Below are 15,866 nucleotides of genomic sequence, written 5' to 3'. Positions count from 1 at the left end.
GTTTTAGTGCGCTGTTCGCACTAACATCGTACGATTTATTAATGGATATTTTATTCAGTTTTAATAATTTCTATGTTTTATAGGTAGTTAGCAGTGTGGCACGATGAATGCAAACCATTAATCGCAAAACATAAGGTGTTAATCTGATCACCCAAAAATAACAACAAAGTGATCGTTAACCCAAAAGACCGTCATTAAAGATGTGCAATAACTAGAGTGGTAATGCGCTCAAAAAATTAGACAACTAGATTTGTTATTCGTACCCAAGTAACGAATAACGTCCGGCAACGAAGCCCACCAAACGTGATGCGAATGCGTCAACCGTTGGTGGGTTTTTTTTGGAATCGAGGAACACCAATGAAAATGCTACAGCAGGTTTTACGTTTAAAAGGATTGCGCAAAAAAGTTGGCAGTCGTATATCAGCAGCACTAGCGCTGACCATAGCTCTAGGTCTTCCGCTAGCAAACAGTGCAAATGCACAAGATGTGGGTTGGCCAGAAAAAGAAGAACTTAAATTTGGCTTCATTAAACTTACAGATATGGCGCCTCTAGCTATCGCCTATGAAAAAGGCTTTTTCGAAGAAGAAGGTCTTTACGTTCAGCTAGAGGCTCAAGCAAACTGGAAAGTGTTGCTAGACCGTGTAATCGATGGTCAGCTTGACGGTGCTCACATGCTTGCGGGTCAGCCTCTTGGTGCAACTATCGGTTTTGGTACTGAAGCACATATCATCACTGCGTTCAGCATGGACTTAAACGGTAACGGTATCACTGTTTCAAACGAAATTTGGGACAAAATGAAGCCCTTCATTCCGGTAGAAGACGGCAAGCCAGTTCACCCTATTAAAGCTGACTACCTTAAGCCTGTAGTTGAGGAATACCGCGAAGCTGGTAAGCCTTTTAACATGGGTATGGTATTCCCAGTATCTACGCACAACTACGAGCTACGCTACTGGTTAGCGGCTGGTGGTATTCACCCTGGCTACTACGCACCACATAAAGGTGACACTTCAGGTCAAATCGATGCAGAAGCATTACTTTCTGTAACACCTCCACCACAAATGCCTGCAACTATGGAAGCGGGTACTATTTACGGTTACTGTGTAGGTGAGCCATGGAACCAACAAGCAGTATTTAAAGGTATTGGTGTACCAGTTATCACTGACTACGAGATTTGGAAAAACAACCCAGAAAAAGTATTTGGTGTAAGCCAAGCATGGGCTGACAAGTATCCAAACACTCACATTCGCGTTGTTAAAGCACTTATCCGCGCAGCAATGTGGCTAGATGAGAACAACAATGCTAACCGTCCAGAAGCAGTACGCATCCTTGCTAGCAGCAGCTATGTTGGTGCTGACGAAGATGTACTTGCTAACAGTATGACAGGTACGTTCGAATACGAAAAAGGCGACAAGCGCGAAGTTCCTGACTTCAACGTATTCTTCCGTTATAACGCAACCTATCCGTACTACAGTGATGCGATTTGGTACCTAACGCAAATGCGTCGTTGGGGACAGATCTCTGAGCAAAAATCTGACTCTTGGTACCAAGACATTGCGAAGAAAGTGTATAAGCCTGAAATCTATGCAGTTGCTGCTAAAGCACTTATTGCAGAAGGTAAGGCAAATGCCGCTGACTTCCCTGAGTTTGATACTGAATCTGGCTTTAAGCCACCACAATCTGAGTTCATCGATGGTGTTACATTCGACGGAACTCAACCAAATGCTTACCTTGATAGCTTTAGCATTGGTCTTAAAGGCGAAACGGTTCTTTAATCGCCTAAGTTAATTGGAGACTCCTATGAGCAAGACGACAAACATTCTTAATCTCGGTACTTCACCGTCGTCACTGGGTGGCATGTTCGGCAAAGTATATCAATCTGCGCCAGCAATATTGTTACCTATCATTGGTTTACTACTGTTTCTCGCAGTATGGAACGGTGTGGCAAAAACCATCGATACCTCCCTTGGTCAGTTTCCTGGCCCAGCTCAAGTATTTGAGCAAGCGGGAGCGCTCATAGGAGAGCACAGCGCGCAGCGTGAAAAGGCGGAGGCGTTCTATGAGCGCCAACACGCTCGCAACGAAGCGCGTATGGCACAAGATCCAACGTATGTTCCGAGAATTAGAGAGTTCACGGGTGCGCCAACGTTCTTCGACCAAATCTGGACGAGCTTGTACACCGTATCTGTGGGCTTCTTGATAGCATCTATTGTTGCAGTACCCATGGGGATAATATGTGGTCTAAGTAAATCAGCTTATACCGCTATAAACCCGCTTATACAGCTGTTTAAGCCAGTATCTCCGCTCGCTTGGTTACCACTAGTTACTATGGTAGTGAGTGCACTGTATGTGAGTGACGACCCAATGTTTTCAAAGTCGTTTGTTACATCAGCTGTTACCGTTTCTCTATGTTGCTTGTGGCCAACCTTAATCAACACTGCTGTTGGTGTATCAGCCATTGATAGTGATTTGATTAATGTAAGTAAAGTACTTCGACTTACGCCTATGTCACACCTCACTAAGATAGTTCTACCTTCTTCAATTCCTATGATTTTCACTGGGTTGAGACTGTCTTTAGGTATAGGTTGGATGGTACTTATTGCGGCAGAAATGCTTGCTCAAAACCCTGGTTTAGGTAAGTTTGTTTGGGATGAATTCCAAAACGGTAGTTCTGAATCTCTTGCTAGAATCATGGTAGCGGTACTTACTATCGGTGCTATCGGTTTCGTGCTAGACCGCTTAATGCTTTTAATCCAGCGCAAAGTTAGCTGGGACAAAAACAGCGTACTACGCTAATTAATTAGGAGACTATGATGCAATCTAAACACCTTGAATTAGCGCAAGTAGGTATTGATTTTCCTACGCCAAAAGGCCCTTTTACGGCACTTACTGACGTAAATCTGAAAATTGATAAAGGCGAATTTGTTTCACTGATTGGTCACTCGGGTTGTGGTAAATCTACCGTTCTAAACATCATCGCAGGATTACACCAAGCGACGACTGGCGGTGTAATACTTGACGGTGCTGAAGTTAGAACGCCGGGGCCAGAGCGTGCGGTGGTATTCCAAAACCATTCATTGTTGCCATGGTTGAGCGTTTATAAAAACGTTGAACTCGCGGTTAAACACACAATGCGTGGTAAGTCGAAAAAGGAAATTCGCGAATGGGTACTTCACAATCTTGAGCTAGTACACATGACTCACGCACTGGACAAGCTACCTTCTGAAATTTCAGGTGGTATGAAACAGCGCGTAGGTATTGCTAGAGCGTTGGCAATGGAACCAAAGGTACTTCTTATGGATGAGCCATTCGGCGCACTTGATGCGTTGACTCGAGCACATCTGCAAGACTCTCTCATGGAAATCCACGCGGATCTGGGTAACACCGTTATCATGATCACACACGATGTTGACGAGGCAGTATTGCTGTCGGATCGCATTGTCATGATGAACAATGGCCCAGCAGCAACTATTGGTGAAATTTTGAATGTGGAATTACCACGTCCTCGTCACCGTCTTGAGTTGGCTGATATTCCGACTATAACCATTACAGACACGAAGTGCTGACTTTCTTATACGATAAGCAAAAAAAAGTTGAGCCAGTGTCACAACACAAATCCAAAAAACAGGCTGATGTTGCGTCTGAAAAGAAAGCAGTGGGTAAATCAGATGCGGCCTAACCTAGTTAGTACCTTCTAATTTACTAATAAAAATTATTTAGTGTTTTTTATCCTGTGTTGACGCAGGAGGGGAACACTCGGCAAAAATATTAAGGAACACACATGAAATCATTGAAGACTTTTACGTATGCAGCATTATCAGTAGCAGTTGTTGCGGGCTTAGCGGCACCAGCACATGCAGAATCAAAGTGGCATGAAATACTAAGTGATTCAAAGGGTTGGGCAGATCTTAACCTTCGTTATGAAGGTGTAGAGCAAGATAACGCGCTAAACGATGCAAGCTCTCTTACCCTTAGAACACGCATTGGATTTCAAACGGGTACTTTGAATGGCTTTTCATTCGTAGCTGAGGCAGAAGACAGCCGTATTGTTCTGGGTCAAGGCGACTATTCTGTAGGCCCAACAGGTTACCAAGTAGGCGAATATTCTGTAATTGCAGATCCCGAAGTGACTGAGGTAGACCAAGCGTTTCTTCAGTACAAAAACGATAGCTGGACAGTTAAAGCGGGTCGCCAGGTAATTGCATTAGATGATCACCGTTTTGTTGGTCACGTAGGTTGGCGTCAAGACCGTCAAACCTTTGATGGTATCTCAGCAAAGGTTTCGGTAACTGAAGATCTATCTGTTTTCTACGCATACGTTAACCAACGTAATCGCATTTTCGCAGAAGCAGGCGATTTAGATTCAAAAGATCACCTATTGAATGCAAGCTTAAAGACTGGTTTGGGTAAATTCACCGCATATGCTTATTTACTAGAAGTAGATAATGACACGGACAATGCTCTTGATACCTACGGTATTGAGTACGCCGGTAAAGCGTCTACTGACTCAGTTAAATTTGCATACGGTGCAGAGTATGCAACGCAAACTAGTGAGTCTGGCGCAACTGAATACGACGCGAGCTATTTGAATGCTAACTTTGCGGCAACTATTTCTGGAATTACGGCAAAAATTGACTACGAAGTACTTGGTTCTGATGACGGAATGTACGGTTTTGCAACTCCGCTAGCAACACTTCACAAATTCAATGGTTGGACTGACCAATGGTTAGGTACTCCTGCACAGGGTCTTGTTGACACCACCTTCTCTCTGTCTGGTATGCTAGGCGGCGGTAAGTGGTTGGTTGCTTACCATGACTTCAGTGCGGACGAAGCATCTGATACCGTTGATGACCTAGGTAGCGAAATCAATGTTCAGTACACTAAGAAAGTGGGTAAATTCACTCTTGCAGCTAAGTACGGTACCTTCTCTTCAGAAGACGTTAAAGTTGATACAGACAAGCTTTGGATCTGGGCATCAACACGCTTCTAAGAAACTGATAGCGGGTTTAGGTTTGTTATGAACCACAGTGATAAACCCGCGATTTATGCTTTGATTCTATGCGGTGGGGAATCCCGCCGCATGGGGTCAGATAAAGCGAGTTTGGTTTATAAGGGCCATTCGCTTTTACACCATGCTAAAAGTATTGTGGTAAACGCCGGTGTAACAGAGGTTTTCTCTGTGGGTGGCGCCAGTCATGATATTCAAGATACTAAGGCGTTTCAGGGGCCTGCATTCGCTACTGCCTCAGCGCTATCAACACTTCGCACTAGTGTTCCTACTTTATCATCATTCATTGTGTTACCCGTCGATATGCCATTGCTGGCTGAACACATGCTTCGAGATTTACTCAACAACGCACTAACCCGCAAGACCAGTTGTTATTATGAGGATCAGCCATTTCCCTTTGTGCTCTATCACCCTTTTAAACACATGCCTGTGCTTGAGAACTTATTATCTATTAGTAAGGGGCCTTCAATCAGGCGGTTACTTAGCTTGTTGAATGCAGAACAAATCGAACCGCCTGTGGAGGGCGAGACGTCATTCTTTAACGTTAACTCGCCAACCGAATGGAAGCAATTGAAGAGGTAATGTGCCTCAGCTAAGCCAACCTTGGGTTTGTGCGTAGGTTAACTGCTCTTGTAAATAGTCCCAAAGTTTCGGTGCAGATGTTTTTAGTAGCACATTGCGTTTTTCGATTTGAATACGAGTAATACCGTGAGCGCGCCAACTACCTCCCTCTGATCGCATATTCTGAAATACGGGTAAGATCCTATCCATGGATTTGGCGAATTGAGCGTCTGGAGTGTTTGCCTCTTCGAACTCTATCCATAGCGCGAGGTAACGTGAACCAATATCAGTGGGAAGTAAGCCAAATATGCGCTTTGCTGCGTCTAACTCTTTTCTAGCCTGCTCTTCATGCTGGTTACTGGTATCGAAAGCGAATAAGTCGCCAGCGTCTATTTCGACAATATCGTGAAGTAATATCATTTGAATGACTCTCGATATATCGATGGGCTCGTGAGCGAAGCGTGCCAAGGTTGAGGCTGTTAGCGCAACATGCCAACTGTGCTCTGCTGAGTTCTCTTTTCTATTGTCATCAAAGGGCAAACGTATTTGACGTTTAACGCGTTTGAGGTGGTCAAGCTCTGAAATGAAGGCTGAAAAATCACTGGGAGAAAATGACATTTGTTACTCCTTAAAACAAAAAGCGGGCAGCAACCAAGGTTACCACCCGCCTTTCAAATACTTTTAAATGTCTATTGCTGAGATAACCAGAGAATCAATTCGATCATATCATCAGCTGTCATATCGCGGGTAAAAGTTGGTTGATATCTACCGTTGATAATGAAATTAGGTACACCAGTGAGATAGCTGCGGTAAGCATCAATCTTGTCCTGATTGCCTTTCATCGCGCGGTGAATACCAAAGCTTCCAGCCACTGAGTCGAACTTCTGTCCGTCTAGGCCCTTGGCAATAAAAATATTTCTAAGGTCGTTGATACCTGTGATGGTCGCTCTTTGTACGTGAATATAATTAAAGATAGCAGCATTAATTGCCTCTTCTTGTCCCATCTGACGAGCGACGAACATAGCTTTTGTTGCTGCATCTTGTAGTTCTGGGCCACCAACACGCATGAAGTTAACATGTACTTTTTCAAAAGCCGTGTTAGCGCTCTTGCGGGCTTTAATCTGTTCTACGATAGATTCAAAGCGATAGCAATGCCCACACCAGAATGAAAAGTACTCTCTAATCACTGGCGATTCAGTGGGTTCTTCGTCTAAAACGACATAATGCGTTCCTTCCTGCCATTTAGAACCGGGTGCTTGTGCACATGCGGTCAGTGGAAAAAGAAGCGCCATTGCAATCAGTACTGCAAATTTTTTCATTGTGAATGCATTCCTTAGGATTATTTTTGCTAGTTTGAGATTACCACAGCCACAACAGCCGCACTAGTCAACTCGATAAGTGAGCGAAAAAATCCAATGAATGAAGATTTTACATACCTAACTTTAAAGGTGGCTCTTGCAGCGCAGCCATTTGCTCTTTGAGTGCGAGAATTTGTCCTTCCCAATATTTATCCTCCGCAAACCACGGAAAAGCCCTAGGGAAAGCAGGATCACTCCATCGACGAGAGAGCCAAGCCATATAATGAATCATACGCATGGCACGCAATGGCTCTATGAGCACTAACTCTTTGCTATCGAACTCGCAGAATTCTTCATAGGCTTCAACCAATGTGTCCAGCTGTAAAAGCTGTTGTTGTCTGTCACCACTGAGCATCATCCATAAATCCTGTACCGCGGGGCCCATTCGACTGTCGTCCAAATCGACAAAGCTGGGACCATCTCGCCACAAGATATTTCCGGGGTGGCAGTCACCGTGCAATCGAATGATATTATCAGCGTGGTAACGCTGCTTTGTCTCGTTTATCACTGGGTCGAGAATGGCAAAAAATGCAGTCTTTAAATGGTCGGGAAGTAATTCACTTGAGGCGAGTTCCTGACGTGGTTCATCAAGGTAACTGTCAATGGTTATGCTCGGTCTGTATTTGAAAGGGGATGCCTTAGAAACGCTGTGGATGCGTCCGATGAACCTTCCCATCCACTCTAGTTGGTCTAAGTTATCATTCTCGAATTGTCGCCCACCTACAGAGGGAAATACGGTAAATCGGTAACCATTGGCGGTGTGTAACGTCTCGCCGTCAATTCGCTTAGGCGCCACTACGGGTATCTCAGTACTGGCAAGCTCGTGAGAAAAGTCATGCTCTTCTTGTATTTGTTCGTTACTCCAGCGTGCTGGTCGATAAAACTTGACGACCAACCGTTGGTTGTCATCATCGATAAACTGATAAACGCGGTTTTCGTAGCTATTGAGGGCAAGGAGGCCACTTTGAGGATAGATGCCCTTGGATTCAAGGGCATCTAATATAGAGTCAGGACTCAATCCTGAAAAGGAAAAATCTGTCATTTATAGAGAAATTTGGTTGATTCGCTCACTGTAATGACCTCGCCATTTTCAGTCGTTGTTGTCACAGTAAACGCTATGTCAGTGACACTATCTTCCAGATTATCAGGAGAGGTTGCAACTGAAATAGGCGTCGTGGACAAATTACCACCTTCAACAGTAACTACTGAATCTCCAATGAAACTGTGGTCAGCAAGGCCCGATACGGTAATCACGTATGTATTAGTGCTTTGAGATTTGTTCAAGACTTTGATGGTATAAACGTTTTCAATGTCACCTGTGTTGGTCTCACGGTACAGTGAATTTCTGTCGCGAATAATATCAACCTCTAACGGAACGCGCGTAGCAATGTTCGCAATCAACAGTCCCATCATAACAAGCAGCACGACGAAGTATCCGACAAGCTTTGGTCGTACAATATGAGTGGTACCGCCTTCTAGTCTTTCTTCAGAGGTAAAGCTAATAAGTCCTTTAGGGTAAGACATTTTATCCATCACCCCATTACATGCATCAACACAGGCACCGCAATTGATGCATTCATACTGAAGCCCATTTCTAATATCTATACCCGTAGGACAAACCTGCACACAAAGGTTGCAATCAATACAATCACCTAAGCCCTTTTCCTTGACTTGTTCATGAGAGAGCTTACGGGGCCTAGGGCCTCTCGATTCACCGCGTTTGGCATCGTAAGACACCGTAAAGGTGTCCTTGTCAAACATAGCCGACTGAAAGCGAGCATAAGGACAAATGTGAGTACACATGATCTCGCGCATATAACCTGCATTGCCGTATGTACAACCCGCGAAAAATAGCACGGAGAAGGTCGCCCAAAAACTTGTATTAAAGGTAAAGAAGTCGACAAACAGGCTGCCGATAGGCGTGAAATAGCCGACAAATGATAGTGCCGTTAAAGTCGCTATGATTATCCAAATAGAATGCTTTAAGAACTTGCGAATGAATTTGTCAGCATCCATCGGGCGACCGTCCAACTTCATTCGTTTGTTTCGCGGCCCTTCAATTTTTTCCTCAACCAAGTTGTACATGTAAACCCACGTGGTTTGCGGACACATAAAACCGCACCATACACGCCCAGCAAACGTGGTGACAAAGAAAAGTGCAAATGCTGAAACGATAAAAATGTACGCCAGAACTGTGAGATCTTGTGGCCACAGTGTTAAGTGAAAAATAGTAAATCGTTGGTTGACGATGTCGAGCAATATTGCTTGATGACCGTCGTATTGAATCCATGGAATACCAGCAAACAATACGATAAAGAATAAACCGAAGAAGCGACGGAATGTTTCTAAGGGGCCTTGAACTGCTCGCACATATATGCGGCTGCGTGCACTTCGACGTTTTCCTTGTTCCGCTGATTTTGGTTTGTGTACCTTCACCGGCGTTACATTTTTCACCGGTATTTGATCATTCATGAGACTACCTTTCTGAATACACGATTAACTTGGGCGGGATGAAGTATAATCTTTTTCTAATGTTTGAAATTTAATGTAGATCAACAATAGTATAGCGTGCAGTTAGTCAGCCCATCACTCTTTATTTTCTTGAGAGTTGATATGAAGCAGTTCTATACTCATTTTGTATGATTGACGCGCAACAGTTCGATTGAATTATCATCAATAAAAGTGGTCTATTCGGTAGTTAAGTGCGTTTGAATCATCGAGATGGGAATAGGAGACAATCATGTTAAAGCGTTTTGTACAAATATCACTAAGTGTGAGTAGTCTTTTAGTTGTAGGATTTTTACCTCAAACGGTCACTGCGGCCCAAGTCACAGTTACCTGGGAGTCGCCTGAAGATTACCGTGATGTAAGGCCGGTCAATCAGTCTCGATCTTCTTTCAGAGAGCAAACTTTTAAGCAGTTAGAGGCCTATTTTGAGGAGTTGGCGGTGGCATTGCCTGAGACGCACTCTTTAAATATTACTGTTACCAACCTTGATTTGGCCGGCGAAGTCTGGCCTGCATCTTTTGTCGGTATGGGACCGGCTGGCAATGATGTTAGATTGATACAAGATATAGATATTCCTCGCATGGAATTTACTTATTCGTTGTTGGATGCAGACGGACAAACTATTGCTGGTCAAGAAGTGAAGCTGAAAGATATGGGCTTTTTGATGGGAAGCACAACAAGGCGACAGGGCGATTCGTTGGCCTACGAAAAGCATATGATCAAAGAATGGTTTGATGAGGCGTTTGATTGATCATAAAAGAGCCTAACTAGATGTTAGGCTCTTTTTCACAATAGTCTCTCGTTTCTATTTACTGATAATCAAACTCGCTTTCCGCAATAGAAAGCGTGCTATCAGTCCCAGCAAATAGTGCTGCTTTATGCGACTCTTTTCGCACTAGAATACGATCAACGTAGAAGTTCTTGGTTTTCTCTTTAGCAGAGGCAATTGCTGTATTTTCACACTGCTTTGCGCTGTTAGCCATGCTGTACCACAATACACCGACGAGAGAATACGCTGTATAGGCTAAATAATCGCAAGCCGCCGTGGCAGCTGTCGTTGGATCCATGCCCAAACATTCGTTTGACGTTGCTTGCCATTCATCCAATAACGCTTGTGCACTCGCCTTAGCGCTCTCGTCCTTGATGTTATTCACTAAATCGTTGAACGCGCTGTAGGTTGCTGCGAGCATTTTTCCGCCATCGCGAGTGAGTTTACGACCAATCAAATCTAGTGCTTGGATCCCGTTGGTACCCTCATAGAGCATAGTAATGCGCACGTCACGAACGTGTTGCTCCATACCCCATTCTCTAATAAAGCCATGACCACCAAATACCTGAACACCAATATTAGTTGTCTCTAAACCCATATCAGTCATGTAGGCTTTACATACAGGTGTTAAGAATTGTAATACGAGGTCTGCATGGACTTTTTCTTCCTCAGTACCCAGTTTTTCTATATCCATATACTTGGCGTAAAGCAAAGACAGAGCACGGCAGCCCTCTATTTGAGACTTCTGTGTCAGTAGCATACGTGCTACGTCAGGTTGGAATACGATAGGGTCTGCTTTGCCATCAGGATTTTGAATACCTTGGGGTGCACGAGATTGTAAACGCTCTCTAGCGTAAGTCAGTGCGCCTTGATAGGAAGCTTCAGCTGCCCCTAAGCCTTGTAGACCAACCTGGAAGCGAGCATCATTCATCATAGTGAACATGCATGCTAGTCCTTGGTTTTCGCCACCCACCAACCAGCCTGTTGCACCGTCGAAGTTCATGACACATGTCGGGCTCGCTTTGATACCCATTTTGTGCTCAATACTGCCCACAGACAGCGCATTCGCTTCACCTGGCTCATTGTTAGCATCAGGAATAAATTTAGGCACTACAAACAAACTAATGCCCTTTACACCTTTGGGAGCATCGGGCAAGCGAGCTAAAACAAGATGAATAACGTTGCTCGACCAGTCTTGGTCTCCCGCAGTGATAAAGATCTTGTTGCCTGTAATACTGTAACTGCCGTCACCCTTTGGTTCAGCTTTTGTGCTCAATAGACTAAGGTCAGTACCTGCATGCGGCTCAGTGAGATTCATTGTGCCTGTCCATTCACCACTGATCAGTTTTGCAAGGTAAGTAGACTTAATGTCGTCACTGGCGTGCTTGGTGACAGCTAAGATTGCACTCTCGGTAAGCATAGTTGTTAAACGCCAGCTTAAGTTTGCTGCGTTTAGCATTTCGTGCACGGGTACTGCCATAGTGTAAGGCAAATCTTGTCCATCGTAGTCGGCACTGCCTAGCATGGCGTTCCAACCGTTTTCTACATATTCTTGGTAAGCTTCAGCAAAGCCCTTAGGCGTTGTCACTTTACCGTCTTCAAGCTTACAACCCTCTTCATCGCCCTCGCGATTCAGTGGCGCTACAACGTCAAGGGCAAATTTTGCACCCTGAGCAACGATTTCGTTGGCTAATTCACTATCAAAGTCGCCGATACCTAGAGATGCATAGTGTGCATCAAGGCCTAACCAGTCTTTTAGTAAAAACTGAAAATCAGCGGTAGGGGCATAAGTCATTGGCATAGATGACTCCTTTTTTCAAACAAGTGTTTTAATTTGCCGACATTATAGACACAATTTGTACTAACAGAGTAGTCCACGACAAAAAGTTAATGAAATATTATGAATAACTGGGAGTGATTTTCCTTTCTGTTACCTATGCAAAGGTTACAATAAACGTTAAGAGTCATGGTAAGAGCTAATGTAGCCACTTGTTTTGAGATAAATGTTGAGATAAATGTTGAGATGAATAATGAAGAGTAGTCGCCCTGTTTGTATTGTTACCGGTGGAAGTATGGGTATCGGTTTAGCCGTGTGTGAGCAGTTTAGTGAAAATGGCTATGATGTGTTCAACCTTGATATTTGTGAACCTCAACGTGTTCTGAATAACGTAAATTGGTTAGCGTGCGACGTGAGTAACGTGGAACAGGTCTCAACAAGTGTAGCGCTCATTGTTAAGGGTACTGAGAGGATAGATGCATTAGTGTGCAATGCAGGCAAGCATTTGTCGGCCACTATTGAACAGACATCTGAGTCTCAATTGGACGACATGATAAACCTTAATATCAAAGGCGCATACGCTGCTATCAAGGCCACATTGCCGCAAATGAAAGCACAACAGAGCGGGGCAATCGTAGTGATGGGCTCAGATCAGTGTTTTGTGGGCAAGAGAAACTCATTTGCTTACGGATTAACAAAAGCTGCAATTGCCTCAATCGCTAAAACTACGGCGCTGGATTATGCTCAGTACCAGATTCGCGTAAATGCAGTTTGTGCAGGTACCATTGAAACGCCATTGTTTCACAATGCAATAAACAAGTATGTCGCGGCATCTGGCGCTAATAAAGCTGATGTTGTAAAAGAAGAGGCTGATTTACAACCCATTGGAAGACTCGGTCAACCTGAAGACGTGGCAGCAATGACGTATTTTTTGTGCAGTGAGCAAGCCAAGTTTATTACTGGAAGCTTACATGCGGTTGATGGCGGTTACACGGCGCAATAATATCAGTACTGACGATGAACTTTGTTGACCCACACCTACATTTTTTTGCCCTGCAACAAGGCCAATACGGATGGTTGAAGCCAACCAATCCTCCGTTCTGGCCAGATAAATCAGTTATAGCCAAAGAGACTACGGAAGCTGCGTTGTTAACTAGTACTAATAGTGTGCCGGTGGCGTATGTCCATATTGAGGCTGGGTTTGATAACGAGCGTCCATGGCGAGAAATTGACTATTTGCAGCAAACCAGCCGCCTGCCGTTTCGAGCCATAGCGACTATTGATCTGCTTGGCAACAATGCACTGAGCCACATAGAAACACTCGCACATATGCCATCAGTAGTGGGGGGTAGGCATATATTAGACGATGATGCGGTTGATATATTACGACACCCAAAGGCGCTGCATACGCTAAAACATCTTGCCTCAGTAGGGTTAATGTTTGAAGCTCAACTTAATCTAGCGGATGATGCCAGTGCAAAAGCGTTGTTGAGTGTGTTAGAGAAAACACCATCGTTGAAAGTTACGTTAAACCACGGCGGCTTTCCTTCTCTTTTCGAACCTTCACGTCGGTGGAAACGCAATTTGCTGGAGTTGTCACGGTCAGAAAATGTAGCGGTAAAACTATCTGGTTGGGAGATGCAGGACAGGCAATGGGCATGGTCTCAAGTGCGTGAAATCTTAGAAATCACCATGGCAGCTATCTCACACGAGAGAATAATGATGGCGAGCAATTTCCCGCTGTGTCAGTGGCGCATGCCCTATGGCAGTCTTTGGCAAGGATATGAGGCTTTGCTAGTTAGGGTAGTGCCGGAACACAAACAGGCACTCATGCAGCACAATGCAATTAACTGGTATGACCTTAAAGGTAAGTAATTAATTACTTACCTTTAAGGTTTTCGATAGCTAGTTGTTGAGTTCGGTCACAGTCATGTATGGCGAACGGTAAACCACTTCGTCATTGAGTTCGATACCAATCCCTGGCGTATCTGGCGCTTCGATAAACCCATTGACCGGTTGAGGATCTTGAATACAGAGTTCGCGGTTCCAGTGTTTGATGGCATAAGTATGATGCTCGTGTATCAAGAAGTTAGGGATCGCTGTTTCTAGGTGTAAGCTTGCCGCAGTTGCTACTGGGCCACCACACACGTGCGCTTGAATCCTGACGTCGTAGACATCGGCGTAATCACATACTTTTTTGGCTTCGGTAAATCCACCACACAAACCCACATCTGGTTGAAGTACGTCAAGAGATTGGTCTTCTAAGTAAGGACGAACATCCCAACGGTGATACAAGCGCTCGCCGCCAGCAATGGGCACATTAACGTTCTTCGCCACTTTGTCGTGAAGTTTAGAGTTTAAGTAATTTACTGGCTCTTCGTAATATAGGCAGCCAATTTCCTCAACAATATCGCCTAGCTGAATAGCGGTTGTCGCGCCCAATAAGCTGTGGCATTCGAAAATGATGTCGCCGTCTTCGCCCATGGTATCGCGAATTGCTTGAAGTCTTGCTTTGAACAACTTCAACTCAGGCTTCGTGAATAGCTTGGTGCGATCAAAGTGGGTGTTACCGTCTTTATCGTAAACAATCGGGTCAACTTTAACCGCGTCATAACCTTCTTTAAGGGCTTTTTCAGTGGCGCGAGCATAGTCTGCTGGGTCGTTAAGGCGATTAACTTCTTTGTCCCAGTCAAACTGTAACTGACTGGCGTAACAACGGAGCTTTCCGTTAGTTTTACCGCCAAGTAACTCGTACACAGGAAGGCCCAGTGCTTTGCCTTTGATATCCCAAAGTGCAGTGTCTATGGCGCTCATCGCTGCATAAATAACTGGCCCGCCACCTAGACCCCAAAAGCCTTCGCGCAACATTTTTGACCAAAGCTTTTCGGTGTGAAATGGATTAAAGCCGATGAGTACGGCTTCGGCAATTTCTTTGATCATGTGAGCGGCGGCGCTGTGACCCCAATCATAGGCGAGGCCTGCCTCACCAACGCCTGTTATTCCCTCGTCCGTATATACGCGCACAAATACAGGATTCCACATGGGGCGGTCAGGGCATTGAATATCAAAAATTTCTACTTTGGTTACTTTCATCGTTGTGGATTACCTATTCACAAAATGTTGGGTCGAGTTTGTACGCTTTTCTTAGCATGGCTGGCCACGCCTTTTGGCCACCAGTTTCTCCGCTGTGTACAACTTTAGCTTGCTGATATATACCGTCGATAATGGGTTGGGGGATCTCAATCACATTTTCATTGGTGCGCATGAGTGCCATTTGAATTTCACAGGCGCGCTGTAAATCGTAAAAGCGCATGAAGGCGTCTCCCACAGTTTCCCCGATGGTGAGTCCACCGTGATTAGGCAACAACATATGATTGGTTGAACCGAGATCTTGTTGCAGCCTGAGTTTTTCACCTTCATCAACGGCCAATCCTTCATAACTGTGATACGACAACGAGGGAAGGGAAAAGAGAGAATACTGGCTCCAAGGCTTGAGCCCACCTTCTACCGATGCCACGGCAATGGTGGCAAGGGTATGTAAATGAATGACACAGTGGGCGTCTTCCCGCACTTCGTGAATAGCACTGTGTATGGTGAAGCCTGCTGGATTAATTTTGTGCGGCGTATCATCAAGAATATTGCCGTCGAGATCGACTTTCACCAGATTTGAAGCGGTGACTTCGTCAAAGCCTAGTCCAAAAGCGTTAACCAAATAGTGGTCGCTGTCAGGTACCTTGGCAGAAATATGGGTATAAATTAGGTCACCCCAACGCATATCGGCGACTAATCGGTAACAGGCGGCAAGGTCTACACGAACTTTCCATTCTTGTTCAGACACTTTACCTTTTAAATTTAAGGACGGGAGTGTAAACACTATCGTTCTCCTG

Annotated in this window: 14 protein-coding genes and 1 pseudogene; 8 read left to right on the top strand and 7 right to left on the bottom strand. The window is 44.6% G+C overall.

The annotated features are described in order from the left end of the window. Window positions 1–363 precede the first annotated feature (363 nt). The 5 genes and pseudogenes from EYS00_RS13790 (at window position 364) to EYS00_RS13770 (ending at window position 5,588) form a co-directional block, all read left to right on the top strand. The gene (locus tag EYS00_RS13790; RefSeq protein ID WP_130637759.1) at window positions 364–1,773 is read left to right on the top strand and encodes a CmpA/NrtA family ABC transporter substrate-binding protein; all 1,410 of its coding nucleotides are present in this window, start codon (window positions 364–366) and stop codon (window positions 1,771–1,773) included. Between the two features lie 25 nt (window positions 1,774–1,798). Next, entirely contained in the window at window positions 1,799–2,794 is a 996-nt protein-coding gene (locus EYS00_RS13785) for an ABC transporter permease (protein ID WP_130637580.1), read from the top strand. Between the two features lie 17 nt (window positions 2,795–2,811). Further along, window positions 2,812–3,677: pseudogene (locus EYS00_RS13780) on the top strand (ABC transporter ATP-binding protein). Between the two features lie 102 nt (window positions 3,678–3,779). Next, window positions 3,780–4,988 carry an alginate export family protein gene (locus tag EYS00_RS13775; RefSeq protein ID WP_130637578.1) on the top strand — a complete coding sequence of 403 codons (1,209 nt, stop codon included), beginning with the start codon at window positions 3,780–3,782 and terminating at the stop codon, window positions 4,986–4,988. A gap of 27 nt (window positions 4,989–5,015) precedes the next feature. Continuing rightward, window positions 5,016–5,588 carry a molybdenum cofactor guanylyltransferase gene (locus EYS00_RS13770; RefSeq protein WP_130637576.1) on the top strand — a complete coding sequence of 191 codons (573 nt, stop codon included), beginning with the start codon at window positions 5,016–5,018 and terminating at the stop codon, window positions 5,586–5,588. 6 nt (window positions 5,589–5,594) lie between these two features. On the opposite strand, the gene EYS00_RS13765 is transcribed toward EYS00_RS13770, so the two are convergent. The 4 genes from EYS00_RS13765 to ccoG form a co-directional block, all read right to left on the bottom strand. Then, on the bottom strand, window positions 5,595–6,185 hold the full coding sequence (locus EYS00_RS13765; RefSeq protein ID WP_130637574.1) for an HD family hydrolase: 591 nt from the start codon (window positions 6,183–6,185) through the stop codon (window positions 5,595–5,597). A gap of 71 nt (window positions 6,186–6,256) precedes the next feature. Beyond that, window positions 6,257–6,886: a thiol:disulfide interchange protein DsbA/DsbL gene (locus EYS00_RS13760; RefSeq protein WP_130637572.1), complete on the bottom strand. Its 630-nt coding sequence runs from the start codon at window positions 6,884–6,886 to the stop codon at window positions 6,257–6,259. Between the two features lie 109 nt (window positions 6,887–6,995). Next, complete coding sequence (locus EYS00_RS13755; protein ID WP_130637570.1) at window positions 6,996–7,967, bottom strand: serine/threonine protein kinase; 972 nt, start codon at window positions 7,965–7,967, stop codon at window positions 6,996–6,998. Continuing rightward, window positions 7,964–9,397, bottom strand: coding sequence for a cytochrome c oxidase accessory protein CcoG (ccoG, locus tag EYS00_RS13750; protein ID WP_130637568.1), 1,434 nt, complete (start codon window positions 9,395–9,397; stop codon window positions 7,964–7,966). The genes EYS00_RS13755 and ccoG overlap by 4 nt, the downstream gene beginning before the upstream one ends. 268 nt (window positions 9,398–9,665) lie before the next feature. Here ccoG and EYS00_RS13745 point away from each other — a divergent pair, with 268 nt between their 5' ends. Continuing rightward, window positions 9,666–10,184 (top strand): DUF3016 domain-containing protein, encoded by a 519-nt coding sequence (locus EYS00_RS13745; protein WP_130637566.1) that lies wholly within the window; start codon window positions 9,666–9,668, stop codon window positions 10,182–10,184. 58 nt (window positions 10,185–10,242) lie between these two features. Here EYS00_RS13745 and EYS00_RS13740 read toward each other — a convergent pair whose 3' ends face one another. Next, entirely contained in the window at window positions 10,243–12,003 is a 1,761-nt protein-coding gene (locus EYS00_RS13740) for an acyl-CoA dehydrogenase family protein (protein WP_130637563.1), read from the bottom strand. A gap of 229 nt (window positions 12,004–12,232) precedes the next feature. On the opposite strand from EYS00_RS13740, the gene EYS00_RS13735 reads away from it, so the two are divergent. Both EYS00_RS13735 and EYS00_RS13730 read left to right on the top strand, forming a co-directional pair. Continuing rightward, window positions 12,233–12,982, top strand: coding sequence for an SDR family NAD(P)-dependent oxidoreductase (locus EYS00_RS13735; protein ID WP_130637561.1), 750 nt, complete (start codon window positions 12,233–12,235; stop codon window positions 12,980–12,982). Window positions 12,983–12,996: 14 nt separating this feature from the next. Continuing rightward, window positions 12,997–13,854 (top strand): amidohydrolase, encoded by an 858-nt coding sequence (locus tag EYS00_RS13730; protein ID WP_130637559.1) that lies wholly within the window; start codon window positions 12,997–12,999, stop codon window positions 13,852–13,854. A 30-nt stretch (window positions 13,855–13,884) separates the two neighbouring features. Here EYS00_RS13730 and EYS00_RS13725 read toward each other — a convergent pair whose 3' ends face one another. After that, complete coding sequence (locus EYS00_RS13725; RefSeq protein WP_130637557.1) at window positions 13,885–15,072, bottom strand: mandelate racemase/muconate lactonizing enzyme family protein; 1,188 nt, start codon at window positions 15,070–15,072, stop codon at window positions 13,885–13,887. Window positions 15,073–15,085: 13 nt separating this feature from the next. Beyond that, window positions 15,086–15,853 carry a class II aldolase/adducin family protein gene (locus tag EYS00_RS13720; protein WP_130637555.1) on the bottom strand — a complete coding sequence of 256 codons (768 nt, stop codon included), beginning with the start codon at window positions 15,851–15,853 and terminating at the stop codon, window positions 15,086–15,088. Between the last annotated feature and the right edge of the window lie 13 nt (window positions 15,854–15,866).

Origin of the sequence: Alteromonas sp. KUL49 (genome assembly GCF_006538345.1) — a bacterium.
Classification (GTDB): domain Bacteria; phylum Pseudomonadota; class Gammaproteobacteria; order Enterobacterales; family Alteromonadaceae; genus Alteromonas.
This window is presented reverse-complemented; position numbering and strand designations above follow the sequence as displayed.